General features: G+C 45.7%; 22 protein-coding genes and 1 tRNA gene. 15 read left to right on the plus strand and 8 right to left on the minus strand.

All coding sequences use genetic code 11. From position 1 onward, the window contains the following. Positions 1–127: 127 nt before the first annotated feature. A complete protein-coding gene (locus H735_RS02855; protein WP_020196229.1) occupies positions 128–1,000 on the minus strand; it encodes a TraB/GumN family protein in 873 nt (290 codons plus the stop codon). 458 nt (positions 1,001–1,458) lie between these two features. Here H735_RS02855 and H735_RS02860 point away from each other — a divergent pair, with 458 nt between their 5' ends. Both H735_RS02860 and H735_RS02865 read left to right on the plus strand, forming a co-directional pair. After that, positions 1,459–4,110 (plus strand): beta-N-acetylhexosaminidase, encoded by a 2,652-nt coding sequence (locus H735_RS02860; protein WP_020196228.1) that lies wholly within the window; start codon positions 1,459–1,461, stop codon positions 4,108–4,110. A gap of 450 nt (positions 4,111–4,560) precedes the next feature. Beyond that, complete coding sequence (locus tag H735_RS02865; protein WP_005438618.1) at positions 4,561–5,253, plus strand: oligogalacturonate-specific porin KdgM family protein; 693 nt, start codon at positions 4,561–4,563, stop codon at positions 5,251–5,253. A gap of 66 nt (positions 5,254–5,319) precedes the next feature. On the opposite strand, the gene H735_RS02870 is transcribed toward H735_RS02865, so the two are convergent. Beyond that, positions 5,320–5,769 carry a DUF411 domain-containing protein gene (locus tag H735_RS02870; RefSeq protein WP_009705665.1) on the minus strand — a complete coding sequence of 150 codons (450 nt, stop codon included), beginning with the start codon at positions 5,767–5,769 and terminating at the stop codon, positions 5,320–5,322. Between the two features lie 24 nt (positions 5,770–5,793). Next, positions 5,794–8,490, minus strand: coding sequence for a heavy metal translocating P-type ATPase (locus H735_RS02875; RefSeq protein ID WP_020196227.1), 2,697 nt, complete (start codon positions 8,488–8,490; stop codon positions 5,794–5,796). Between the two features lie 473 nt (positions 8,491–8,963). Here H735_RS02875 and chiP point away from each other — a divergent pair, with 473 nt between their 5' ends. The 5 genes from chiP (at position 8,964) to H735_RS02900 (ending at position 14,725) form a co-directional block, all read left to right on the plus strand. Beyond that, positions 8,964–10,085 (plus strand): chitoporin, encoded by a 1,122-nt coding sequence (gene chiP, locus H735_RS02880; RefSeq protein ID WP_020196226.1) that lies wholly within the window; start codon positions 8,964–8,966, stop codon positions 10,083–10,085. 123 nt (positions 10,086–10,208) lie between these two features. After that, a complete protein-coding gene (locus H735_RS02885) occupies positions 10,209–10,805 on the plus strand; it encodes a YccT family protein (RefSeq protein ID WP_020196225.1) in 597 nt (198 codons plus the stop codon). A gap of 226 nt (positions 10,806–11,031) precedes the next feature. Beyond that, on the plus strand, positions 11,032–12,459 hold the full coding sequence (gene gltX / locus H735_RS02890) for a glutamate--tRNA ligase (protein WP_020196224.1): 1,428 nt from the start codon (positions 11,032–11,034) through the stop codon (positions 12,457–12,459). Between the two features lie 604 nt (positions 12,460–13,063). Then, a complete protein-coding gene (locus H735_RS02895; RefSeq protein ID WP_020196223.1) occupies positions 13,064–14,020 on the plus strand; it encodes an OmpA family protein in 957 nt (318 codons plus the stop codon). Between the two features lie 198 nt (positions 14,021–14,218). Further along, on the plus strand, positions 14,219–14,725 hold the full coding sequence (locus H735_RS02900) for a hypothetical protein (RefSeq protein ID WP_027726697.1): 507 nt from the start codon (positions 14,219–14,221) through the stop codon (positions 14,723–14,725). A gap of 88 nt (positions 14,726–14,813) precedes the next feature. Here the strand turns inward: H735_RS02900 and H735_RS02905 are convergent. Together H735_RS02905 and H735_RS02910 are read right to left on the minus strand one after the other, a co-directional pair. After that, positions 14,814–14,890: transfer RNA gene (locus tag H735_RS02905), tRNA-Arg, on the minus strand. A 68-nt stretch (positions 14,891–14,958) separates the two neighbouring features. Beyond that, positions 14,959–16,092 carry a flagellar assembly protein FlgT gene (locus H735_RS02910; protein ID WP_020196222.1) on the minus strand — a complete coding sequence of 378 codons (1,134 nt, stop codon included), beginning with the start codon at positions 16,090–16,092 and terminating at the stop codon, positions 14,959–14,961. Between the two features lie 172 nt (positions 16,093–16,264). Between H735_RS02910 and H735_RS02915 the strand changes: the two genes are divergently transcribed. Beyond that, positions 16,265–16,903 (plus strand): FlgO family outer membrane protein, encoded by a 639-nt coding sequence (locus H735_RS02915; RefSeq protein ID WP_005425606.1) that lies wholly within the window; start codon positions 16,265–16,267, stop codon positions 16,901–16,903. A 9-nt stretch (positions 16,904–16,912) separates the two neighbouring features. Beyond that, positions 16,913–17,344: a flagellar assembly lipoprotein FlgP gene (flgP, locus tag H735_RS02920; protein WP_005438638.1), complete on the plus strand. Its 432-nt coding sequence runs from the start codon at positions 16,913–16,915 to the stop codon at positions 17,342–17,344. A gap of 186 nt (positions 17,345–17,530) precedes the next feature. On the opposite strand, the gene H735_RS02925 is transcribed toward flgP, so the two are convergent. The 3 genes from H735_RS02925 to flgA all read right to left on the minus strand — a co-directional run bounded on the left by H735_RS02925 (position 17,531) and on the right by flgA (position 19,159). Further along, positions 17,531–17,956, minus strand: coding sequence for a flagella synthesis protein FlgN (locus H735_RS02925; RefSeq protein WP_005438640.1), 426 nt, complete (start codon positions 17,954–17,956; stop codon positions 17,531–17,533). Positions 17,957–17,982: 26 nt separating this feature from the next. Then, positions 17,983–18,297, minus strand: a complete 315-nt coding sequence (gene flgM, locus H735_RS02930) for a flagellar biosynthesis anti-sigma factor FlgM (protein WP_005425628.1) — start codon at positions 18,295–18,297, stop codon at positions 17,983–17,985. 115 nt (positions 18,298–18,412) lie between these two features. After that, complete coding sequence (gene flgA / locus H735_RS02935; RefSeq protein ID WP_027726696.1) at positions 18,413–19,159, minus strand: flagellar basal body P-ring formation chaperone FlgA; 747 nt, start codon at positions 19,157–19,159, stop codon at positions 18,413–18,415. 76 nt (positions 19,160–19,235) lie between these two features. On the opposite strand from flgA, the gene H735_RS02940 reads away from it, so the two are divergent. The 6 genes from H735_RS02940 (at position 19,236) to flgE (ending at position 24,193) form a co-directional block, all read left to right on the plus strand. Further along, positions 19,236–20,162 carry a chemotaxis protein CheV gene (locus H735_RS02940; RefSeq protein WP_020196220.1) on the plus strand — a complete coding sequence of 309 codons (927 nt, stop codon included), beginning with the start codon at positions 19,236–19,238 and terminating at the stop codon, positions 20,160–20,162. A gap of 11 nt (positions 20,163–20,173) precedes the next feature. Next, on the plus strand, positions 20,174–21,001 hold the full coding sequence (locus H735_RS02945; RefSeq protein ID WP_020196219.1) for a protein-glutamate O-methyltransferase: 828 nt from the start codon (positions 20,174–20,176) through the stop codon (positions 20,999–21,001). Between the two features lie 307 nt (positions 21,002–21,308). Continuing rightward, on the plus strand, positions 21,309–21,704 hold the full coding sequence (gene flgB, locus H735_RS02950) for a flagellar basal body rod protein FlgB (RefSeq protein ID WP_020196218.1): 396 nt from the start codon (positions 21,309–21,311) through the stop codon (positions 21,702–21,704). A 5-nt stretch (positions 21,705–21,709) separates the two neighbouring features. Continuing rightward, on the plus strand, positions 21,710–22,123 hold the full coding sequence (flgC, locus tag H735_RS02955; protein ID WP_020196217.1) for a flagellar basal body rod protein FlgC: 414 nt from the start codon (positions 21,710–21,712) through the stop codon (positions 22,121–22,123). 16 nt (positions 22,124–22,139) lie between these two features. After that, positions 22,140–22,847 (plus strand): flagellar hook assembly protein FlgD, encoded by a 708-nt coding sequence (flgD, locus tag H735_RS02960; RefSeq protein WP_020196216.1) that lies wholly within the window; start codon positions 22,140–22,142, stop codon positions 22,845–22,847. 32 nt (positions 22,848–22,879) lie between these two features. Beyond that, positions 22,880–24,193, plus strand: a complete 1,314-nt coding sequence (gene flgE, locus H735_RS02965; protein WP_020196215.1) for a flagellar hook protein FlgE — start codon at positions 22,880–22,882, stop codon at positions 24,191–24,193. Positions 24,194–24,435: the final 242 nt, after the last annotated feature.

Genomic DNA, 24,435 nt, shown 5'->3' on the forward strand with positions numbered 1-24,435 from the left:
AGAATCGGGAGCGCTTCGCTTTGGGAATCGGGAGCGCTTCGCTTTGGGAATAAAGATAAAAGGTATCTTTATTAAGAAGGGGGGTGACGGGACTTGTTCCCGAATCCCGCATATAAAAAGCTATTGATTAGATATCGCAGTCTGCCTTACGTGTATTGCCAAGTGGTTCAATCGTAAAGCCGCGTTTTTCGAGCAAGTCAATCAGGTTGTCTTTACCGACCAAGTGCAAGCTGCCGACAACAATTGTGTATTGGCCTGACTTCTTCGGTAGCACGCTGCCAGAATCTAATTTCTCAGCCCAATCTCGGTTGCGGTCATACAAGAAAGCCTCGTTGAACTCATCGCTCGATTGTTCACTCATCGATGCTTCTTCTAATGTGCTGCCGTCACCGCTCTTCCAGCTGTCGATCAAGCATTGCACCAGTTTTTCACCGCCATCGTATTCTTCAATCGAAGAAAGCAGTAGCTCTTTACCACCATCTTTTTGTCCTGCGATTAAATCCAACTGAAACTGCACACTTTCCAAAGGCAGCACCGGCACTTGCTTTTTATCGGCTAGGTTAATCAAGTGCATGTCGACGCCTTGGTCGGATGCATAACCCAGTTTGTTTACCAACATCAATTGAATGGTTAAAGCTGCAGACCATGGCGGCGCATTGAGCAACTGTGCTTCTTGTAGGCCTAAGTCATTGGCTATCTCGGCAAGGTGTTTGCGCTGGGCTCTATCTAAAACATCTTTGGCCAGAAAGTCGGTTTTTGGGTACGTCACGCCTTCGGTATTTCGAACATCGGCTTCGATGATTAAGCCATCACTGTTTTTGAGGAACTGAGTGACGGCTTTTGGCAGTGGATACATGGTTTTGTCACCCACATGGACGGAGCCAATAATCATGTATTCCATATCGCCTTTCTTTGCTAACCAATGCTGGGGCTCGGCTTGAACTGAATAAGAAGTAAAAAAGACGATCAGAGATGACATTACGGACAAGAGTCGAAACATATTTTGCTCCTCGAATTCAATATGCATCTTATCTATAACACGGTTCGGCAAAATCGTCATTTTTAAAAATATTGACGAGTTTTAACGGCGGAGAAATGAGAGCTAATTCACGAAAGCGTTTCAATTGAGTTTGTTGTTAATGGTTCACTTAATAACCAATAGTGATCAAAATCCTATAAAACCAGTCGAACCCCATCAATATTCGTGATTGAGATCGCAACAAACTCGTCAAAAAAAGTTGGCCGTTTTTAACGTTTTAACTAAGTGATTGAAATTAATATGTTTATATTTTTCTGCTTGAAGCTGAATTTGAGCTGGATCACTTCTTAGTTCCATTAATTTTACGCTTAGAAATAACTGCTTGTATGTTGAATGCAACTGTTAAGCGCCTCGCATTTAGGTGCTCACCATTTTTGATAAATGTCGTTTTGAACCACTGACTTTTTGGGGAAAGTAAGATGTTGAAACATAGTCTGATTGCTGCTTCTGTTATCGCTACATTGGCAGGTTGCTCTTCACTACAGAACTCTGAGCAACAAGTTGTAAACTCATTGGCTGACAACCTTGATATTCAATATGAAGTGTTGACTAACCACGGCGCAAATGAAGGTCTTGCATGTCAAGACATGGGTGCTGAGTGGGCGTCTTGTAACAAAGTAAACATGACGCTAGTTAACCAAGGTGAAGCGGTTGACTCTAAAGATTGGGCTATTTACTTCCACAGCATTCGTCTGATTCTGGATGTTGAAAACGAACAGTTCAAAATCTCTCGCGTAACGGGTGACCTACACAAACTAGAACCGACAGATAAGTTTGATGGTTTTGCTGCGGGTGAAGAGGTTGTACTTCCTCTTGTTGCTGAATACTGGCAGCTATTTGAAACCGACTTCATGCCTGGCGCTTTCGTTGCTGCACCAAATGCAGAGCCTAAGATGATCGCTTCTCTTAACACAGAAGACGTTGCATCTTTCGTGACTGGCCTTGAGGGTAACAACCTAAAACGTACGCCAGATGACAACAACGTATTTGCAAACGCTGTGTCTCGTTTCGAGAAGAACGAAGACCTAGCAAAACAAGACGTATCAACTACGTTACTACCAACGCCAATGTCTGTTGAAGCAGGTAACGGTACGGTAGATATCGCGGCGGGTATTGCGCTGCCTAAAGACGCATTCGATGCGACTCAATACGCAGCAATTCAAGATCGTGCAGAAGTGGTAGGTGTGGATGTTCGTGGTGATCTTCCTGTAAGCATCACTGTTGTTCCTGCAGACTTCACCGGTGAATTGGCAAAATCTGGTGCTTACGAAATGAGCATCAAAGGCGACGGTATTGCGATTAAAGCGTTTGACCAAGCAGGTGCTTTCTACGCAGTACAATCTATCTTTGGCCTGGTAGATAGCCAAAATGCTGATTCTCTACCACAACTGTCTATTAAAGATGCGCCACGTTTTGATTACCGTGGTGTGATGGTGGACGTGGCTCGTAACTTCCACTCTAAAGACGCAATTCTTGCAACGCTAGACCAAATGGCAGCGTACAAGATGAACAAACTACACCTTCACCTAACGGATGATGAAGGCTGGCGTTTAGAAATCCCGGGTCTGCCTGAGCTGACTGAAGTGGGTGCTAACCGTTGTTTCGATTTGGAAGAGAAAAGCTGTTTACTGCCTCAGCTTGGCTCAGGTGCAACGACAGACAACTTTGGTTCTGGCTTCTTCAGCAAAGCAGACTACGTGGACATCTTGAAGTACGCGAAAGCGCGTAACATCGAAGTGATTCCTGAAATTGATATGCCAGCGCACGCTCGTGCAGCAGTGGTATCAATGGAAGCACGTTACGACCGTCTAATGGAAGAAGGTAAAGAAGCAGAAGCAAACGAATACCGCCTGATGGATCCTCAAGATACATCGAACGTAACGACGGTTCAGTTCTACAACAAGCAAAGCTTCATCAACCCATGTATGGAATCTTCAACTCGTTTCGTTGATAAAGTGATTTCAGAAGTCGCAGCAATGCACCAAGAAGCGGGCACGCCGCTAACAACATGGCACTTTGGTGGTGACGAAGCGAAGAACATCAAGCTAGGCGCTGGTTTCCAAGATTTGAACGCTGAAGACAAAGTAAGCTGGAAAGGTACGATTGACCTGTCTAAACAAGACAAGCCATTCGCACAATCTCCACAATGTCAGACGCTAATTGCAGACGGTACGGTAAGCGACTTTGCACATCTACCAAGTCACTTTGCAGAAGAAGTGTCTAAGATTGTGGCAGAGAAGGGCATTCCAAACTTCCAAGCTTGGCAAGATGGCCTTAAATACAGTGAAGGTGAGAAAGCGTTCGCAACAGAAAACACACGTGTTAACTTCTGGGACGTTCTTTACTGGGGTGGCACATCATCAGTGTACGAGTGGTCTAAGAAAGGTTACGACGTGATCGTTTCTAACCCAGACTACGTGTACATGGACATGCCATACGAAGTTGACCCAAAAGAGCGTGGTTACTACTGGGCAACACGTGCAACAGATACTCGTAAGATGTTTGGTTTTGCACCAGAGAACATGCCTCAGAACGCAGAAACCTCTGTAGACCGTGATGGCAATGGCTTCACTGGTAAAGGTGAAATCGAAGCGAAACCTTTCTACGGTCTATCAGCACAGCTTTGGTCAGAGACAGTACGTAACGACGAGCAATACGAGTACATGGTATTCCCTCGCGTACTAGCAGCTGCTGAGCGTGCATGGCACCGTGCTGATTGGGAAAACGACTACAAAGTGGGTGTTGAATACTCGCAAAACTCTAACCTAGTAGACAAAGCTGCGCTAAACCAAGACTACAACCGCTTTGCGAACGTACTTGGCCAACGTGAACTGGCTAAGCTAGAGAAATCAGGTATCGACTACCGCCTACCTGTACCAGGTGCGAAAGTAGAAGGTGGCAAACTAGCAATGAACGTTCAGTTCCCTGGTGTGAAGCTTCAATACTCTCTAGACGGCAAGAACTGGCTAACTTACGCAGACAATGCTCGTCCTAATGTGAAAGGTGAAGTGTTTATCCGTTCTGTATCTGCAACAGGCGAGAAGACAAGCCGCGTGACTAGCGTGAAGTAATTCTGCTAATCATTCACTAAAATCATTGTTCCTTACTCAAAGCCCTCAACTTATGTTGGGGGCTTTGTTTATTTTTCTATGGAAAATAAGCGTGATCAATGTCTGATTATTTTTTACTGATAATTAAGTTCGTAATTTAGAAAGAAAAGAATAGTGTGATCTCGATGCTTTTTTAGTGCTTGATTTGAGAGTGTAACTAGCCTGACTTCACACTTTATTTTTTTGACGAATTTTTAGGTTTTATAGCAAGGCTCTGTATTTAATAAACTTTTTTGGGTTTCGAAAATGTTGATTTGAATTGGATCACTGTTTTAAACGATTTATTTTTCAATGCGAATTAAATTGCGCAGTATTGCTGTCGCCAGGGAGGCACATCCCAATGTTTGCGATGAAGGGCAAGTGATAGCCGGACATCTCATCGCATAACGTGAACAAATAAAGGCAGTAATTATGAAAAACGTTTTTGCACTAAGTGCACTTTCTCTTGTTTTCGCATCAAGCGCTTTCGCAGGCTCATCTTACGTAACGGGTAACATCCAATTCCACGATGATGGCCGAATCCACGGTTCGGACATGACATCAACGCTAGAAGCAGGCCACACTTTCGATAACCAATTCGGCGGCTTCACGGTTTACACTGAGTTTGACGGCATTCAGCTGGGTAAACTAGAAACTGAAAACGGCGGCGCAGGTAACACAACTCCAGCAATCACTGTGGGTGGTGAGCAAGCATTTAACATCACTGATCACCTATGGGTTGCAGCAGGTTACCAACACCTATTCTCTGCGGGTGAGAGCATCCAATACCGTCCTTTGGTTAAAATCGGCTACAACTTCGATAACGGTATCTCGCTAAGCAACCGTACTCGTGCACACATTGATGCGACAGACGCTGATGCTGATACAGATTACCGCATGGATAACCGCATTGGTTACGCGATGAACGAAGACGTGACCTTCAGCTACAACAACGTTTACATGATTGAAGCAGAGACCATGGACCACGAGTTGCGTGCAACATGGACTCGTAAAGGCGTACAGCCATACTTTGAGTTCCGTAGCCAAGCTCACGGTGCAGAAAACTCAGCGGGTGACAGCCTAGTGAACAACGCGTTCGTGTTCGGTGCGTCTTACGGCTTCTAATTAAAAAGTTTGTCTTAACTGTCCATTAAGAAAAAGCCCAGCGGTTTGAATCGCTGGGCTTTGTTTTTATTGGTCGTTACCTTTGTGGTAGCGGTATTCGTAAACCTGACCTTTCTCGTTGTAGGCGTAAACAGCGTAGCTGTCTTTCTTATCGCCGTACTCCATGCCCGGTGAGCCCATTGGCATACCCGGTACAGTCAGGCCTTTTGCATTTCGAGGTGGGTTTTCCAAAAACGCTTTAATGTCGTCGGCAGGAATATGACCTTCAAATACGTAGCCATCGATCTCCGCGGTGTGGCAAGAGTAAAGCTGTTCGTTCTTGATGCCCAAATCGCGTTTGATCGCATTCATGTCATCATGCAGCTTTTCTTCCACAGTAAAGCCGTTCTCTTCCATGTGTTTTGTCCATTCGCCACAGCAGCCACAGTATGGCGATTTGTGGTTGATGACATCAGCGGCTAATACGTTCGCCGATGTGACAGCAAGCATTGTAAAGGTCAATAGTTTCAACTTCATAATATCCTCGAGAAGAAGTGTCGCTTACTTAATGGTAAACAGTCGTAGTCGATTTGCATTACTGACGACCGTGATTGAAGACAGTGCCATCGCTGCGCCAGCAACGACAGGACTGAGCAAAAATCCAAACGCTGGGTAAAGTACGCCTGCGGCGATAGGGATACCCAACGAGTTATAAACAAAGGCGCCGAACAAGTTTTGTTTCATGTTCTTAAGTGTCGCGCGCGAGAGTTCAATCGCATGCACAACAGCCATTGGTGATGTATTGAGAATGGTCATTTGTGAGCTTTCGATTGCCACGTCACTGCCACTTCCCATTGCGACGCCAAGATCCGCCAACGCAAGGGCAGGTGCGTCATTGATGCCATCACCGATCATCGCAACCGTGCGGCCTTGAGATTGCAGCAGTTCAATATGTTGTGCTTTCTCGTCGGGCATCACTTGAGCGATGACTTCATCAATGCCGAGCTCTTTACCGATAGCATTGGCAACGTGTTGGTTGTCGCCTGTGAGCATGACGGTTTTTATACCCTGCGATTTTAATGCAGACACCGCTTGTTTGGCATCAGATTTAATCGGGTCAGCGATGGCAATTAAACCAATCAGTTCGTTGTTCAGCGCTACAGCCACTGGTGTCCATGCGTTGTTTGCACAATCTTCAATCGCTTGCTTCATTGAGCTGGTATCAATCTGCTCGGTTTGCATAAATTGCAATGAGCCAATGAGCAGCGGTTGTGCTTGGTAAGTCGCGGTGATGCCACGGCCACGAATGTTCTCGAATGCGCTCAACTCAACACTTTCAGTATTGTTCTTTCTCGCGTAATCACAGACGGCTTTTGCCAACGGGTGTTCCGATTGACGCTCTGCCGCGTATGCAAGAGCCAACATGTGCTCTTGGCTGGTGGCGTGAGTAAATACTTGCTGCACACTCGGTTTACCTTGAGTAAGCGTGCCAGTTTTATCGAATACGACCGTGTCGATTTTGCTCGCCAACTGTAGTGCGTCAGCGTCTTTGATCAGAATGCCGAGCTCTGCGGCTTTACCGACACCAACGGTGACCGACAATGGTGTTGCTAAGCCTAGCGCACAAGGGCAGGCGATGATCAGCACTGTGGTCGTTACTACAAGCATGTAACTGGCTTTAGGTTCTGGACCTACGGCAAACCAAACCAAAGCGGCAAGGATTGCGATGCCGACTACGACCGGAACAAATACCGATGAAATCTGGTCTGCTAATTTGGCAATGGCAGGTTTGCTGCTTTGCGCTGTGCGTACCATGCGAATGATTCGAGCCAGCATGGTGTTCGCGCCGATGCCCGTTGCTTCGATGACTAATCCACCATCGGTATTTAATGTACCGGCAGACACTTGCGCATCTTGCGCTTTTAACACTGGTACTGGTTCACCGGTTAGCATCGACTCATCAATGTACGATTCACCTTGTATCACAACGCCATCTACTGGCACTTTCTCGCCCGGTTTGATGCGCAGTTTCATGCCTAGCGTGATTTGTTCAACTGCGATCTGTTGATCACCTTGTTCTGTAATCGCAGTCGCTTGTTGAGGTTGCAGGTTAATCAGAGCCTGTAGTGAGCGTGTTGTGTTTGCTTTGGCTTTTGCCTCTATATAGTGACCAAGAGAAATCAAACCGATGATCATTGCGCTCGCTTCAAAGTACACGTGGCGTGAAGCAAGAGGGAACCAGTCTGGGAAAATCACCACAAGCATTGAATAGAACCACGCCGCACCAGTACCTAGCGCGACTAACGTATCCATGGTGGCGCGTTTGTGAGTGGCTGCTAACCATGCGTTAGTAAAGAAGTGCTTACCTGCGGTTGCAAGCAGTAAGAGACACAGAATACCAATCGCGCCCCAAGCCAACTGGTCGTTCGTATTGCGAATCACCATGTTGCCGCCAAACACTCCCCACAACATCAGTGGCGCACCGACAACTAAGCCAGCAATGGCATCTAGCTTGAAGCGTTTTTGTTGGGCAAGTTGCTGAGCTGCTTGCTTTTCTTGTTGGGTTGCTGCGTCTTGCAAGATCTCTGCTTGGTAACCGGCTTGCTTTACGGATTCAACGATCGCTTGGTGAAGGGCTTCTGTATCTTGAGTTGCGAACACTAATGCACTTTGCTCAGCAAGGTTTACTTGTGCTTTCTCAATGCCTTCTACGTTAGTAAGTGCTTTCTCTACTGAAGAGACGCAACTCGCACACGTCATGCCTTGAATCAGCATTTGCAATTGAATACTCGCTGGTGGCTCCTGCGCATCTTTAATATTGCTTTGCTTTTCTGCCTGTTCAGGCTCTGGTGAGCTTTCTTCTTCTACTTCAATAGAATCAAGGCTAGCGGTATAGCCAAGAGTGGCCACAAGATCGATCACTTGCTGCTCTGAGAGTAGGGTCGTGATATCGAGTTGGGTTGTCGACGCTTGAAACGCAATGACGTCTTGATTCGCTTCTAATAAAGAAGAGAGTTTCTTCACGCAGCCGCCGCAGCTCAATCCAGTTAGATGGAACTGAAATTGATGACCAGCGAGATAACCCAGGGACTCGATCGATTCAACAATAGAAGAAAGAGGGGACTCGGTTTTCACCTCAACCATGGTCGGGGACAAATTGATGATCTCAACACTGTGATTGGCATGTAAAGCTTTCTCAACTTTTCTCGCACAGCCCATGCAGTTGAGCCCTGACATAGGTACAACGAACTGATACATAATTTGTCCTCAATAATAGTAATGAGCAGAGCATAAACCTTCCTGCAAGGGGAAGGTCAAGTTTTTCGACGCGAAACAAATTCGTCAAAATCGACGTTATTGCACAGCCTTTGTGCAGGGATTGTTGCGAGTTATCTCAAAGTTTTTTCTCTCTGAATATAAAGTTCCGTTAAAACGCCTAAAAGTTGAGTGAAGGCGCTCACGATTTTTGAGCTTTTTATATAAAAACAGAGAGAGATTGAGTGGTTTTGACGTTTTTATATTTTTATTTGTCACCATAAGTTGTTGTTAATTATTGGTTTATATTGATTTTGATCTTCTGATTTTGAACTTGCTCAGATTGCGGTTTGGAAAGTTTTTTACTGCGAAAAAAGTTTGTCATATTTGCCCCGTCCACACATTGTTTCAAGTTCCTGCAATGTCCTAGTTAGCGAATTTGAAAATGGAAAAAACTAAAAATATAGGGGTTAAAAATGTCTTACCTAAAGAAAAGCCTACTTGCTACTGCAATCACAGGCATGATATTCAGTGGTTCAGCTTTTGCTGATGGTGCAAACAGTGATGCAGCGAAAGAGTACCTAACTAAAGACTCTTTCTCTTACGAAGTTTACGGCATTATCGCGATGCAGGCCGCGTACCGCGATTACGATTCTGGTAGCAAAGCAACTGACGACGATTTGGGCGGCATGCAGCTAAACAACGAATCACGTATCGGCTTCCGTGGTAAAAAGCAATTCGCTAACTTTGAACCAACGTTCATTTGGCAAATCGAAGGTGGCTACGTAGACCCAAGCTTCGGTGGTGAAGGTGCAGGTCTTGGTGAGCGTGACACATTCGTAGGTTTTGAAAGCGCGTCTTGGGGTCAAGTTCGTCTAGGTCGTGTTCTTACTCCAATGTACGAGTTGGTTGACTGGCCAGCATCTAACCCAGGTCTAGGCGATGTTTACGACTGGGGTGGTGCGATCGGTGGTGCTAAGTACCAAGACCGTCAATCAAACACAATCCGTTGGGACTCTCCAATGTTTGCTGACAAATTCTCTCTAGATATCGCAGCGGGTGCAGGTGACAAAGCTGGTCTAGGTGAAGGCGACGATTACTGGGGCGGCATCGCGGCTCACTACAAGTTAGGTCCACTACAATTGGATGCTGCGTACGAAGGTAACCGCAACATCGAAGGTGAAGGTCAAACTTGGGAAAACAACACGTACCTAGTAGGTGTTCAAGGTTGGTTTGAAAACGGTATCTCTTTCTTCGCTCAATACAAATACATGGAAGCTGACGCAAGCAACGGTGTAAACGAGAAGCAAGATGCAATGTCTGCAGGTCTGATGTACACAACAGGTGACTGGCAGTACAAACTGGGTTACGCAGCAAACTTTGACCTAGAACGTGACGGTAAGACAATCGACAACACAGCAGATGATGTACTATCTGCACAGATCATGTACTTCGTAGACCCATCTGCAGTACTTTACGCTCGTGCACGTACTCTAGACTTCGGTGACGGTGCGTCTCAACTAGACAAGCCAACAGAAGCACGTTGGAAGTCAGCTGACTACGACGAGTTCTCTGTAGGTGTTGAATACTACTTCTAATATAGAAGCAGCTAAAAGGGCGGAAACGCCCTTTTTGTCTTGATACTTATTCACATAAGCCATTGGAATGACCGGCCTGTTAGTTTCAGTGGCTTATCTAAATTGGTATAAGACGAGAAAACCATGATGAAAAAAACAACCACACTATTAGGACTTTGCGCAATCCTTTCTGCGCCTGCATTTGCTGCTCAACTGACTCTGCAAGCGGAATTGGTTCCTCGCGTTCTCAACAGTGAGTTCGTCTACCCTGAGTGGATCTCTGACAACAACAGCATCAAAGTTGAAGATGGTGCAAACCAACTTGCTGTGAATGTTGGTCAAATTGTATTTGAAGATGGCAAGCGTCGTAAGTTTGATTCACAGCCGCTTTTACTTGAGTTCGATGCACCGAAAGATGCAGAGCTCACGCTGACATACAATAAGTTCCGCACTATTGAAGAAGCCAAAGCATTTGAAATGGATCCGAAACTGACGCTGAAAGACGCAAGCGGCAAAGATGTTGAGTTTTCTATGGTTCAACTTCGCAAAGGCGGCCTACAAGGATTCCGCGACTATGAACGTGAAGTGGCTGATTACAACAAAGCAGTGAACAAGCAATCGACGAAAGCAAGCATCGCGGCGTCTCCGGCTGTCACTAAGACATTGAAAGAGTCATTCAGTGATCTAAGCCGTCAAGAGCAACAAGAATTTATGCAGTGGGCGATGCAGAATCTAAAATAATCGGCATTCGTAACTTTGTTTTGCGATAGCTTTTCTGTTGTTCTAAGTATTTTGTCGCTATAAATAAGAGGGCAGTACCTTAATCGGTACTGCCCTGTTTGTATTTATGGCGTTAAACCACACGGAAGGATTGTAGAATCGACTTACGGTGGTAAAATGTCGCCACTTTTATCCTTGATATTACAACGAGAGCCCTCTCGTTGCTCATTACCCCTAAGGAACTCTGATGACGGTTAAAACTCGTTTTGCTCCTAGCCCAACTGGCTACCTACACGTTGGTGGTGCGCGTACTGCACTTTACTCTTGGCTATATGCTAAAAACCAAGGTGGTGAATTCGTTCTACGTATCGAAGATACTGACCTTGAGCGTAACTCTCAGGAAGCGGTTGATGCGATCCTAGAAGGCATGGAATGGCTAGGTCTTGAGTGGAACGAAGGTCCTTACTTCCAAACTCAACGTTTTGATCGTTACAACGAGATGGTTGATAAGCTTCTAGAAGAAGACAAAGCATACAAATGTTACGCATCTAAAGAGCTGCTAGACGAAGTTCGTGCAGAGCAAGAAGCAAACAAAGAAATGCCTCGTTACGATGCTAACCATCCAAAGATCAAAGCGGCAAACGAAGCGGCAAAAGATGGCGATCCATGTGTTATCCGTTTCCGTAACCCGAAAGAAGGCAGTGTAGTATTTGATGACCAAATCCGTGGCCGTATCGAAATCAGCAACACACAAATGGATGATCTGATCATCCGTCGTACTGACGGTTCGCCAACGTACAACTTCTGTGTAGTGGTTGACGACTGGGATATGGGCATCACTCATGTAGTGCGCGGTGAAGACCACATCAACAACACGCCTCGTCAGATCAACATCTACGAAGCATTAGGTGCGCCAGTACCAACATTCGCACACTGTGCAATGATCCTAGGTGATGACGGTGCGAAACTGTCTAAGCGTCACGGTGCTGTATCGGTAATGCAATACCGCGATATGGGTTACCTACCTGCAGCACTAAACAACTACCTAGTGCGTCTTGGTTGGTCTCATGGTGATCAAGAGATCTTCACTCAAGAAGAAATGATCAACCTATTTAGCCTAAACGCAGTATCTAAGTCAGCGTCAGCGTTCAACACTGACAAACTGCAATGGTTGAACAACCACTACATCAAGAACTCAGATCCAGCGTACGTTGCAGAGCACCTACAATGGCACCTAGATCAACAAAAACTAGACGTAACAAACGGCCCAGCTATCACTGAGGTGATCAAGCTAGTGGGTGAGCGTTGCAACACGCTAGTTGAGCTAGCTGAGCAAATCCGTTACTTCTACGAAGACTTCGCTGAGTTTGAAGCGGGCGCGGCGAAGAAACACCTACGCGGCGTTGCTAAAGAGCCTCTAGAGCTTGCTCTAGCGAAAGCAGAAGCACTGACTGAGTGGACGACAGCGAACATCAAAGATGGCGTTATCGCAGCAGTATGTGAAGAGCTAGAAATCGGCATGGGCAAAATCGGTATGCCACTGCGCGTAGCAGTAACAGGTGGCGGTCAGTCTCCTTCTGTAGATGCAGTAATGGAACTGATTGGCAAAGAGCGCTGTGTTGCTCGCATCAAGATGGCGCTTGAGTTCATCGCTGAGCGTGAAGCAAACGCATAATTGCCTGAATAAATAGTCAAAAGCCGCGATAAACTTCGCGGCTTTTTTGTATCTTACGCTAGGAAAACGGCCTAATTTCACCAAGGTCGGTTGTCCTTTGTGTATCTTTTATCATCAAGTTGCTCAAAAATTGATAAGTTTTACTTATCCAAATATAATCATTGCAAATGCGTATTTGCTGGTTTCATACGAAATATCTCTCTGAATTAAAAACACAATCCATAAAGTTCCCCATTTATCGTCTCATTAATGAGAAGTTAATTTGCTTTACCTATTCTTTTTCGAAATATCGCGCAAACGTTTGCGTCGTTGTCGCAGCTCGCTTTAGAGTGCTCTAGATCACATTAAGTCATGCTTTTCGATGACATTAAATTGACAGTTTTGGGATTTGTCTCGGGATTTCTTGGAGTTATAGTGCTCGCCGTCAGTGAGGGAGCGATATGCACCACTGACCAGGAGGCATACCCAAGTGACTTTTATGCAAACAGTCGGAAGTTACTTCGGTATCAAACTCAAAGGAACTGAATAAAAGAATTGAAATACAACGTCAGTCAGGCGGCGCATTTCGTTACGAACAAGAGAACTTCTTTTAGAGGAATCAATAATGAAAAAACTAGCAGCGGTAATTTCAGCTTCTTTACTTATGGCTTCAGCAGCACACGCAGAAGTATACGTGGGCGGTAAGATGGGTAAGTCTTGGATGGAAGACGCTTGTGTAGCTGGTCAAGCTTGTGACAAAGATGGCTCTACTCTAGGTGCTTTTGTTGGTTACGAAATGAATGACTACTTCTCAGTAGAAGCTGGTTTCGACAACCTAGGTGACTTCGACCAAACTTCTTTCGGTGGCCACGTAGAAGCAATCACTCTTGCTCCTAAGTTCAGCCTACCAATCACAGAAGACATCGCACTTTACGGTAAAGTGGGTGGTGCTTACCTAATGATGAACGACGGTAAAGATGACTACTCTTACCTAGGTGCAGCTGGTCTTGAATTCAACATCAGCGAAAACGTAACAGCACGTGCGGAATACCAAACAATCACTGACATCAACAACGATTCAGTGAAAGCAATGGGCAACTCTGCAACTCTAGGCGTTGCATTCAAGTTCGGCGGTAACGACGAAGTTGTTGTAGAAGAAGAGCCAGTAGTTGAAGAAGTGGTTGTAGAAGAAGTTGCTCCAGTAGTAGTAACTAAGACTTTCGAAACTCAAACAATCGGCACTGGTAGCTTCGCGCTAAACAGCACTACTCTTAAACCAGAGAGCGCTGCGAAACTAGACGACCTAGTAGCATTCCTAAACGAGTACCCACAAGCGAACGTTGACGTAATTGGTTACACAGATACTTCAGGCCCAGCGGCTTACAACCAAAAAGTTTCTGAGAAGCGTGCTGAATCTGTAGCTAACGCTCTTGTAGAGAAAGGCATCGACGCAGATCGCATTCACGCTCGTGGCGAAGGTGAAAACAACCCAATCGCTTCAAACGAGACTCGTGAAGGCCGTGAACAAAACCGTCGCGTAGAAGTTGTTGTTCCTGAGTTCGAATACCAAGTTCAGCAATAAGCTCCTATCTGACCGTTAGAAGCCTTAAGCGCTGAATGCCCCAAAGAGTTCGCTCTTTGGGGCTTTTTTACATCTGAATTTAGATGTTTCAAAAAAGAATCAACACTGATGCTATTTACAGTTTTGTATTTTATTACTTTAATTATCTATGAGTTTTGCTTACCCTTTTAGCTATTAATAGAATTATTATTTAGCACTATGTCTAAGAGCAATTTAATTACAAATACTGGACACCGCTTCATTTCGAAAGGCAAGACAGCCTTTAAGATTCATATCCACACACCGGAAGATACCGTTTTGCATCGTTCCGTTGGATTCGTGCGCATTGGAGAAAAGAGAGGTCTTAAGAAGGCCATCAAACTGCGTAATGAGCTCGGGCGTGAGATGTGGGGGAAGTTTTGGCGGAGACTATTGAAAGACCCGTACTTAATGACGCGTTTGCCACACAGTGTGGAGCCTAAGATCGTCCACAAACCAAACCCGACGCTGGATGATCCTGACAACCGTGACACTTGTTACATTGCAAAGTGGCGTGAGTTTAATGACGCTGGCGAATACAAGTACAAAACGGTCGTGCGGTCTATCAACAAGTACGGCAAGCTTGCGGCATATATGCAAACCAAAAAAGCCTTGCTTGATGCACACAAAGATAACCTCGAAATCTTGACCTTTATGGGGCGTCTCAACAGCATCGACCTCAAATAGCGATGCGGTTAGCTTCTCTTGTTTTCCTTTCTCTGATCAAAAGACATAAAAAAGCCTTAGCTTAAAGAAACTAAGCTAAGGCGATGAATGGCGCCCCCAGTAGGATTCGAACCTACGACCTGTCCCTTAGGAGGGGACTGCGCTATCCAGCTGTGCCATGGGGGCGTAATCAAATAAGATGCGTTGCTTATGATATTCAAAAGCAGGCATATCGCAAAGCTTTATACGCGTTGCTAAAGCATCTTGTTCATTACGTCGCCAATTTGCACACTAGAGGCAAGGTTGGGCTGTTCAATCGTCAGCTCCGCTTCGTGTTCGTAAACACGAGTCACTCTTAGGGTAATATCGCTCTGAGAGACCTTATTACGCGGCAAGCCGTTTTGGTCGATGAAAGACGCTGTGTGCCACAATTGCAGCTGGTCACCCTCTTGTACGCCGTGCATGCGGCCAAGATCCATGGTTACAGTATTACCGAATACGGCAACGACTTCTGGCAGTGTGATTTTACAAGACAGTTCTGATTCCAAATCCAACATAATGTTGCGGCTAACGCGCAGCATCATCTCGCCGTAAGTCGATGCCCAGAAACGAGCACTGCGAGTATCGACTTGGCTGGTTTTAGCAAATGGCCAACGCGCTACTTCGCGGTAGTTCTTGTGGTAAACCTCGTGGCCTGTTTTTCCGTCGAAGACTTTCATCTCCATTGCAAACTGGCGGTTGATAACGTCGTCTTTAAGCAGCTTGGCATCGATCGTAGCGGTCAAGTCGGTAATGACACCGCCGATGATGTATTGCGCGCCGTTGTCTTGCGCAATCATCTTAGTGCGCTCTGGGTAATTAGCACTGATGGAGTAATCGGTAGTACCAACAGAGACAAAACTGCGTGAGGTTTGATCAAGCTGACGATTGACCACGTGGCTAAAATCATCACCAACATTGTAAATTTGGCCCATGACCGCTTGTTGAGGAGAAGCGACATCGATGTTGCCGACTAAGATCGTCTTCTTGTATTGATCCACGTGGCAACCCGTTGCCGATGGATAAATATCCACTCGGATCCTCATTTCCACCTTGCCGCTGCGTTTACGCTCTGATTCGACCAGGATGTAACGTACTTCATGGTTGGTGAATTGGTACTCTTTGCGGTTTTCTTCCAGCAATGGCATCAAGTTACTGATACTGGCAATGTCTGCGCCCGAAAAGTTGACAGCCTTGAAGAGCGCGTCTTCCAACGCATGCAGCCTTGCCGCTTCTTCAGAAGAAACGATAGTGGCAACGCCTGTCACTTCATACCAAGATGCCACCGCGCGAAATGGCGTCATCAATATAAAAGTGATTGATATTAGGCTAAAAAATAATTTTTTCATTGTTAGTAACCGTTCGGGTATAAATATTGCTTTACCAATTTCAGTGAAGTTTGGTGGGCTTTTCTTTCGTTCGACAAACAGAAGAAAAGCAAAGACTGTTCCAAGATTACGTTTTATTGAAATGAAGTCGAAAAAGAGCAGTAACACCTAAGATTATCTGGAGAATCAAACCATGAAAAGATGGCTTGTTGCCGCATCGATGATGACGCTTTTAACATCGTGCGCGTACTCACCAATTTACAATGGTAAAGAACCGTATTCTGGCAGCCAATTCATGCTGATGGACAGTCCGCGTCATACGATGGACTATTTCATTGAGAGCATGACGGAAGAGCTGATGGTTTCGAACGTTGCAGTATCGTCGCGTACACCGATTGCGATTACTTCTTTTGTCGATCTGCAAAACATGGATGCAACCAACTGGCTTGGTAACTCGGTATCGGAAGGGTTTATTCACCAATTCCAACGCCGTGGTTTTAAAGTCGTGGATTTCAAAACCACAGGTTCAATTCAAGTGACTCAACAGGGTGACTTCGCACTGAGCCGTGATTGGCAAGATCTGGCACAAGAGCAAGAGATCCAGTACGTGCTGACAGGCACTATGCTTCGCCAAGAAGGTGGTGTGCTCGTGAATGCTCGTGTTGTGGGCATGCAGAGCCGCATCGTGGTTGCAACGGCGCAAGGTTTCTTACCTGCGGACCGCATTGGCCGTGATTTGGATACGCTGAACAGCATCCGCACCCAAGATGGCGTGCTTATTCGTTCTGACCCTACTATTCGTCAGCCATACACTGTGATTCTCCGCCCGTAGGAAACTAGCATGAAGAAGTTATTATTTATTATCGCAACATTGGTGCTGGTGGGATGTCAGCCTCTACAACAGATGCGCCAAGATGAGATTTTGTTGGCGGTGGGTTATGCAAGCGTGAGTGAGCAAACTGGCCGTACTGTCGAAGAGAAACGTGTTCGTGCGATGCGTGCGTCTAAGATTGATGCCTACCGTGAACTTGCTGAGCAAGTGTATGGTATGCGAGTGAGTGGGCGTGCAGAGCTTGCTGATCAACGTCTAGGCATTGAAAGCACATCGGGCGCGGTCGATGGCGTTATTCGAGGTGCAGAAGTCGTGCGCAGTTACTTAGTGGAAGATAGCTATGTGACAGAGTTGCGCTTGGATATCCGTAAGATGGACAAACTGCGTGACTACGGTGAAGTACAACAGGTGCCTGAGAAGCGTCAGCAGACCTTGTTCTAATACAACTTCACCAAACAGATAATCTATTTGAGCGACGGGTTGGCAACAATCGGTCGCTTTTTTATACGTATGAGCTTTGTACGCGAGAGTTTTATGCGCGATAGATTTAGATTATGTTTTGAGGAATAGAGTCACTGGCTAAAAGACAACGTCGATAGAGTCGCCGTGGGATGAGCTCAAAGAGAGTTAGGCTTTGATGTTAGTGCCTAGAGTTGAAATGGTGTGCGTTTTGCCGCCGGCGTTGTAGGTCATACCGACCTTACCGTGAGTACGCTGAAGCATGTTGTTAAGTTTATTGAAACTGGATTGGGCACGATTGAGCGATTCACCGTTCATTTGGTTTACTTGCTGACAATCGAGAATGATAGATTGGATCTGTGCGACAACCTGACTTAGGTTTGCATCTTCGGTAAGTTGATTGACGTGCGGGTGAGAGGCGATTCGCTGGTCAGTCGTTCTTAATTGACCAATGAGTGTCATCTTTTCTTTGGCAAGTTTCTCGATCTCAGTAGATACACGTGCACTGATCGCCTGTGTTTCTTGACGTAATACACCAGAAAGTGCTTTTGCATTTTCTAGCTGGAAGTTAACAAGATCGACTAATGCTGCCATGAATTCTTACCTTGGGCCTAAGTCAGTTAGCTTTTGCCTTGCAATTCGTTTTCAAACTTGATCATGTTGTCCGCCAGTTTCTCTGGGTCAACTTTGTATGAACCGTTTGCAATTGCTTCTTTGATTGCCGCCACTTTTGCGCTGTCATAAGCCGGAGAAGCTGCCATGTCCTTCTGGAGTTTGCTGACTGCTTTGCCTTGTTGGCTTAGTGATACCGCGTCTTGTTGTGCTGGCGCTTTTTTCGATTCTGTAGTGCTGGTTGCACTAGAATCCGTTCGTGCAGGTGCGCGACTTGTCGTCGTCATCATCTGACCTGAACGTATATTATCTATACCTGCCATGTTTCAACCTTAAACTCGTATCGTAATACTGGTATCCAGACTATCGACCAAGGGCAAAATAACTTTAGTGATTTTTTGCATTTTTATTGATCGATTTGCCGTACACCACCCAACCCTAGAAGGTGATGGTGATTTCCGCAATGCCTGTCACAATTCCTTCTATTATACGTTGGGACTTATCATTTTTCACTCTTACTTGATCTCCAGCGGATCCATCCTGTAATGCCGTGCCCTGTGTGGTGATCGTCATACCAGATTTTACGGCTTTGATCGTGACTTTCTCATTGCGGCATACCACACAGACATCATTGCGTTCTACAACATCGCCAAGGCGAACGTTACGTTTTAGCTTTGAACCGATCACTTGATCCATATTGCTAAAACCATCTTTACGAAAACGCTGTAATTCGATCATTGACGTTGTTACATCAGAAGCACTGATGATCTCACCACGGCCGAGTTGACGCGTTGAAACGATCATCGGAACCGATGCTGAGATCCTCACAGGAACATAAACCTTCCAGTCATCGACGGGGCATTCAACCAATACGTTGATGTTACTGCGTGTGCTACTGGTTGAAGATGCAGATGTATCAAGGGGCTCTGGGCAATCGGTGGCTTTGATACGTGGATCAATATTTGCCGCATTGACGGACAAATTTCCTCCCGCTGGTTGCTCTACCGTGCTAAGAATGTGCTGCTCGGCTGCGGTTCGGATTTGCTCAATTTGACTTTCCGTTGCTGAATGAACAAAAAAGCTAAACATACTGAGCAAAATGCCGATAAACTTAGAGTACTTTGTAAATAACGCTTTACATATTGTCATAGTAAATGGTGTTGAATTCATATTATGATACGCCATACTGTTTCTCTGGTATTATGCTTACCAGTAGTAGAGTATCATTTAAAAACAAAAAGTTTGAGATGGAGATGAGCATATGACGGGGATTCTTGACTCGGTGAATCAGCGTACGCAACTCGTCGGCCAAAACCGATTGGAGCTACTTACTTTCCGATTGATGGGCCGACAGCGCTACGGCATTAACGTATTCAAAGTAAAAGAAGTACTTCAGTGCCCTAAGTTGACTTCGATGCCAAATCTACACCCGCTGGTCAAAGGTGTCGCTCATATCCGTGGCCATACCGTGTCAGTGATCGATTTAAGCTTGGCTATTGGTGGTCGCTCGACGACTGATATCGACAAGTGTTTTGTTGTGATCGCTGAGTTCAACCGAACAATCCAAGCGTTCTTGGTATCTTCTGTTGAGCGTATCATTAACATGCATTGGGAAGCGATTTTGCCGCCGCCAGATGGTGCAGGTAAAGCGCACTACCTAACAGCGGTAACAAACATCGACAACGAGCTAGTAGAAATTCTGGACGTTGAGAAAATCTTGGCAGAGATTGCTCCAGTAGACGAAACCATGGATTCAAGCATCGGCGAAGAGATCGCAGTTGCTGAACAAGAGAAGCCAATCGTGCGTCGCGTATTGATCGCAGACGACTCGACGGTGGCACGTAAGCAGGTTGAACGTGCAATTACTTCAATTGGTTTTGAAGTTGTCTCTGTGAAAGATGGTAAAGAAGCGTACAATAAGCTGCTTGAGATGGCACAAGAAGGTAGCATCTACGATCAGATTTCTTTGGTCATTTCAGATATCGAAATGCCAGAGATGGATGGCTACACACTAACGGCCGAAATTCGCCGAAATGCAGATTTGAAGAACCTTTATGTTATCCTGCACTCCTCATTGAGTGGCGTCTTCAACCAAGCCATGGTTGAGCGCGTAGGTGCTAACAGCTTCATTGCGAAATTTAACCCAGATGAATTGGGTAACGCGGTTAAATCTGCATTAACACAATAAAAGAGACATTAATGACTGCTATTACAATCAGTGATCAAGAGTATCGTGACTTTAGCCGTTTTCTAGAATCACAATGTGGCATCGTATTAGGTGACAGTAAGCAATACCTAGTACGCAGCCGACTGAGCCCGCTTGTGACAAAGTTCAAGCTGGCGTCGCTGTCGGATTTGCTACGTGATGTCGTGACAGGCCGTAACCGTGAACTACGAGTTGCCGCTGTTGATGCGATGACGACTAACGAAACATTGTGGTTCCGAGATACTTATCCGTTCACGGTATTAGCTGATAAACTATTGCCGGAGATGGCGGCAAACAAACGACCAATCAAAATTTGGTCCGCAGCCAGCTCGTCAGGTCAAGAACCTTACTCAATGGCGATGACTGTTCTGGAAACACAACAACGTAAACCAGGACTGCTTCCGAACGTATCGATTACGGCTACGGACATCTCATCGAGCATGTTGGATATGTGTCGTGCGGGTTTGTACGACAACCTAGCATTGGGACGTGGCCTTTCTCCTGAGCGTCGCCGCACCTTCTTTGAAGATGCAGGCGATGGCCGCATGAAAGTGAAAGACAACGTAAAACGCCTAGTGAACTTCCGTCCACAAAACTTGATGGAGAGCTACGCGTTAATGGGTAAGTTCGACATCATTTTCTGTCGTAACGTACTGATTTACTTCTCACCAGAGATGAAGTCGAAAGTACTGAACCAAATGGCAAATAGCCTAAACCCGGGCGGTTACCTACTGCTGGGTGCGTCAGAATCACTGACGGGTTTGACAGACAAATTTGAGATGGTGCGCTGTAACCCAGGTATTATTTACAAGTTAAAGTAGCGACAAGCTAAAATAGTGGACTCTTTTAACCACTTTAAAAGCCTGACCTTTGTGTCAGGCTTTTCTTTTTCTCCCTCTCTGCTGTAAAAGCCGGTGCAATTTTTGCCTATGGGCAGGCATCGGGTGTATATTTTTTAGTGAGCCGAGTTGATTACTTGGCTCGATATGACATTTCATTAATCAATTTGGCATGCTTATTGCAATTCATTGCCTTGGTAACTGAGGCGGCAAAACGGCACATTCTATTATTGGCGCGATAATTGCCTTTGGTTATTAATGGCGGTCAGTTCTTACTGTGGAGGCAAACATGGCTATATCTTTTGACAACGCATTAGGCATCCACCAGTACACTGTGGGCGTACGTGAGCGCAACGCGGAGGTGATTTCCACCAACATCGCGCAAGCAAACACGCCTGGCTACAAATCAAGAGGTTTAGATTTTGCTAAGGAATTGCAGGCGGCAACATCCGGGGCAAGCATTGGTCTCAGCTGCACAGATGGTCGGCACATTCCTGCCACTACGACGTTGGTTGGGGACAAGCTATATCGTCTTCCTACACAACCAGATACGGGCGATGGCAACACGGTAGATTTGGATTTAGAGCGTAACTTGTTTATGCAAAACCAAATCAGACACCAAGCATCACTCGACTTTCTAGGTGGCAAATTCAAGAACTTAACCAAAGCAATCAAAGGGGAATAATTTAGATGAGCTTATTTAACGTCTTCAATGTGACAGGTTCCGCAATGAGCGCTGAATCCGTTCGTTTGAATACTACCTCAAGCAACTTGGCTAACGCCGACAGTGTCAGCAGTTCTGCGAAAGACACTTACAAAGCGCGTCATGCTGTATTTGGTGCTGAGTTAAGCAACGCCATGCGTGGTGGTGATACGGTGCCAGTGAAAGTGATGGGTATTGTAGAAAGCGACAAACCGCTGAATGTGGAGTACAACCCAGACCATCCACTCGCAAACGATGAAGGCTACATCTACAAGCCTAACGTGAATGTAATGGAAGAAATGGCAAACATGATTTCGGCTTCTCGCGCATACCAAACCAATGTGCAAGTAGCTGATTCTAGTAAACAAATGCTGCTGCGTACGCTGCAGATGGGTCAATAAGGATATGGGGTAGCGTATGGCCGGAATTAATAATGTTGGTCAAAGCGGCTTGTCCTATATCGACCAGCTTAAAAGCCTACAAGAGAACAAGAAGACTGAAGAGAGCACAGGTAAGAAAGAACTGAAACAGGAAGACTTCTTATCTTTGCTCACGAAACAATTGGCTCAGCAGGACCCTTTCAAGCCAGTAGGTAATGACCAGATGATTGCTCAAATGGCGTCATTTGCGACCGTAGATGGCATCGGTAAGATGAACTCTCAGTTCGAGAATTTGAACTCGTCAATGACATCAAACCAGGCGTTACAGGCTTCATCTTTAGTGGGTCGTGACGTATTGGTCCCTGGCGCGGCGGGTGTTAAGCAAGACAATGCAACAATGGCGGCAATGGTGAAGCTTGCACAACCTCTCGACAACTTGTTTGTTCGAGTGGAAAACGAAGCGGGCCAATTGGTGCGTACTTTTGAGGTAGGTGCGAAACCAGCCGGCGACACTCGTGTGCTTTGGGACGGTAATGACCAAAACGGAAATCCAATGCCCTCTGGTAAATACAAGGTGAAAGCGTCTGGTTTGGTCGATGGGAAGTCGCAAGAGTTCCCAGTGTCTACTTATGCGAACGTGAACAGTGTATTGCTAGGTAAGGGCGATGGAAACGTATTACTCAATCTGGCAGGTTTTGAATCGCCAGTTCGACTTGCAGAAGTATTGGAAGTCGGCAAAGCGTAATTCGGTAGCGTGTTAGGTTAGGAGATTTTGAAATGTCATATGTATCTTTAAGCGGTTTGTCCTCCGCTCAACTGGATTTAAACACCACCAGTAACAATATTGCGAACGCCAACACCTATGGCTTTAAAGAGTCTCGTGCGGAATTTAGCGATGTGTACTCAAACTCTTTGTTCTCTAACGCAAAGACTACTCCAGGTGGCGGTGCACAAGCTAGTCAGGTAGCACAACAGTTCCATGAGGGTTCGAGTATTTACACTAATAACCCAATGGACCTGCGTATATCGGGTACGGGTTTCTTCTCGGTTGCGAAAGAACGCCTTGTCCCACAACAAAATGAAATAACACGTAATGGTGCATTCCATTTGAACAAAGATAATTACATGGTAACGGCGAACGATGAGTTTCTTCTTGGTTACCAAGTCGACCCTGACTCAGGAGAGGTGTCGTCTTACGAGCCACAAGCTATCAATATACCTGCTGAATTTGGCAAGCCAAAGCAAAGCGAAAACGTTGAAGTAGGTGTGAATTTACCGGCTAATGGTGATTTGAAAGATCCGACTCAGTTTGATTTCTCAGATCCAGATACATACAACCGTTCGACTTCTTCAACGATTTATGACTCGATGGGTCAGTCTTACAAGCTAACGACTTACTACTTGAAAGACCAAACTCAGCCGAACACGTGGCAAACTTACTACACAGTGACAGACAAAGGCGGTGAGAAGCCATTGAACGTTGCTAACGGTGATGCAGCAACGCCAACGGGTCACGTTGGTCACACGATGAAGTTCAACAACGATGGTACGTTGGCAAGCCTAAACAACGGTCAGCCAATCACATCGGTAGCGTTGGGCGATCCTGCGACAAACACTAACCCAGTGGATTTAAACGGTGCGGATCCTGCGCAAACACTTAACTTTGGTTTAAGCTCAGCGACTCAGTTTGCTGCACCATTTGAACTGACTAAGTTCGATGAAGATGGCGCGACAACGGGCTTCCTGACTAAAGTCGACTTCGATGAACACGGCAGCGTATTGGGTACTTACTCAAACGGTGAAAACGTAACATTGGGTCGTGTGGCGCTAGTACGTGTTCCTAACGAGCAAGGGCTTGAAAAAAAAGGTGGTACTCAATGGGATTCGACTCAAAATTCTGGTGCTAAGGTATGGGGTGAATCAAACAAAGGCTCTTTTGGTACGATTAAAAACGGTACCCTAGAGCAATCAAACATTGATATGACCCAAGAATTGGTGGACCTGATTTCTGCTCAGCGTAACTTCCAAGCAAACTCTCGTGCGTTAGAGGTTGATAACCAGTTACAACAAAACATTCTCCAGATTCGCTAGAGTAGTTCGCGAGTCCTGTCATCTGTTTTATTAAACGCTGCGAGTACTTGCAGCGTTTGATGGGATGATGCGATTCATCTGGTGCCCAACCTGAAAATACCTCAGTTCAGGTTGGGTATGCTTTGATCTTTGGTTTGCCGCTGTTGCCGCTAGGCGGATTAAAACATGCCTCTCTATTTGGCTGATTCATCCTAAATTGCCATCTGAAAGTCCTCAGTTTGCATTCAAGTTTCTGATTAATA

This window comes from Vibrio owensii CAIM 1854 = LMG 25443, from assembly GCF_000817815.1.
Taxonomy (GTDB): Bacteria; Pseudomonadota; Gammaproteobacteria; order Enterobacterales; family Vibrionaceae; genus Vibrio; species Vibrio owensii.

Coding starts and splice junctions, on each gene's coding strand:
- H735_RS02910 (WP_020196222.1), bottom strand. CDS start 16,092: ATGAAAAAATTATTTTTTAGCCTAATATCAATCACTTTTATATTGATG.
- H735_RS02885 (WP_020196225.1), top strand. CDS start 10,209: ATGATGAAAAAAACAACCACACTATTAGGACTTTGCGCAATCCTTTCT.
- H735_RS02925 (WP_005438640.1), bottom strand. CDS start 17,956: ATGGCAGCATTAGTCGATCTTGTTAACTTCCAGCTAGAAAATGCAAAA.
- chiP (WP_020196226.1), top strand. CDS start 8,964: ATGTCTTACCTAAAGAAAAGCCTACTTGCTACTGCAATCACAGGCATG.
- flgE (WP_020196215.1), top strand. CDS start 22,880: ATGTCATATGTATCTTTAAGCGGTTTGTCCTCCGCTCAACTGGATTTA.
- H735_RS02870 (WP_009705665.1), bottom strand. CDS start 5,769: ATGAAGTTGAAACTATTGACCTTTACAATGCTTGCTGTCACATCGGCG.
- H735_RS02895 (WP_020196223.1), top strand. CDS start 13,064: ATGAAAAAACTAGCAGCGGTAATTTCAGCTTCTTTACTTATGGCTTCA.
- H735_RS02900 (WP_027726697.1), top strand. CDS start 14,219: ATGTCTAAGAGCAATTTAATTACAAATACTGGACACCGCTTCATTTCG.
- flgC (WP_020196217.1), top strand. CDS start 21,710: ATGAGCTTATTTAACGTCTTCAATGTGACAGGTTCCGCAATGAGCGCT.
- H735_RS02915 (WP_005425606.1), top strand. CDS start 16,265: ATGAAAAGATGGCTTGTTGCCGCATCGATGATGACGCTTTTAACATCG.
- H735_RS02945 (WP_020196219.1), top strand. CDS start 20,174: ATGACTGCTATTACAATCAGTGATCAAGAGTATCGTGACTTTAGCCGT.
- flgA (WP_027726696.1), bottom strand. CDS start 19,159: ATGGCGTATCATAATATGAATTCAACACCATTTACTATGACAATATGT.
- gltX (WP_020196224.1), top strand. CDS start 11,032: ATGACGGTTAAAACTCGTTTTGCTCCTAGCCCAACTGGCTACCTACAC.
- flgM (WP_005425628.1), bottom strand. CDS start 18,297: ATGGCAGGTATAGATAATATACGTTCAGGTCAGATGATGACGACGACA.
- H735_RS02860 (WP_020196228.1), top strand. CDS start 1,459: ATGTTGAAACATAGTCTGATTGCTGCTTCTGTTATCGCTACATTGGCA.
- H735_RS02865 (WP_005438618.1), top strand. CDS start 4,561: ATGAAAAACGTTTTTGCACTAAGTGCACTTTCTCTTGTTTTCGCATCA.
- H735_RS02855 (WP_020196229.1), bottom strand. CDS start 1,000: ATGTTTCGACTCTTGTCCGTAATGTCATCTCTGATCGTCTTTTTTACT.
- flgP (WP_005438638.1), top strand. CDS start 16,913: ATGAAGAAGTTATTATTTATTATCGCAACATTGGTGCTGGTGGGATGT.
- flgB (WP_020196218.1), top strand. CDS start 21,309: ATGGCTATATCTTTTGACAACGCATTAGGCATCCACCAGTACACTGTG.
- H735_RS02875 (WP_020196227.1), bottom strand. CDS start 8,490: ATGTATCAGTTCGTTGTACCTATGTCAGGGCTCAACTGCATGGGCTGT.
- flgD (WP_020196216.1), top strand. CDS start 22,140: ATGGCCGGAATTAATAATGTTGGTCAAAGCGGCTTGTCCTATATCGAC.
- H735_RS02940 (WP_020196220.1), top strand. CDS start 19,236: ATGACGGGGATTCTTGACTCGGTGAATCAGCGTACGCAACTCGTCGGC.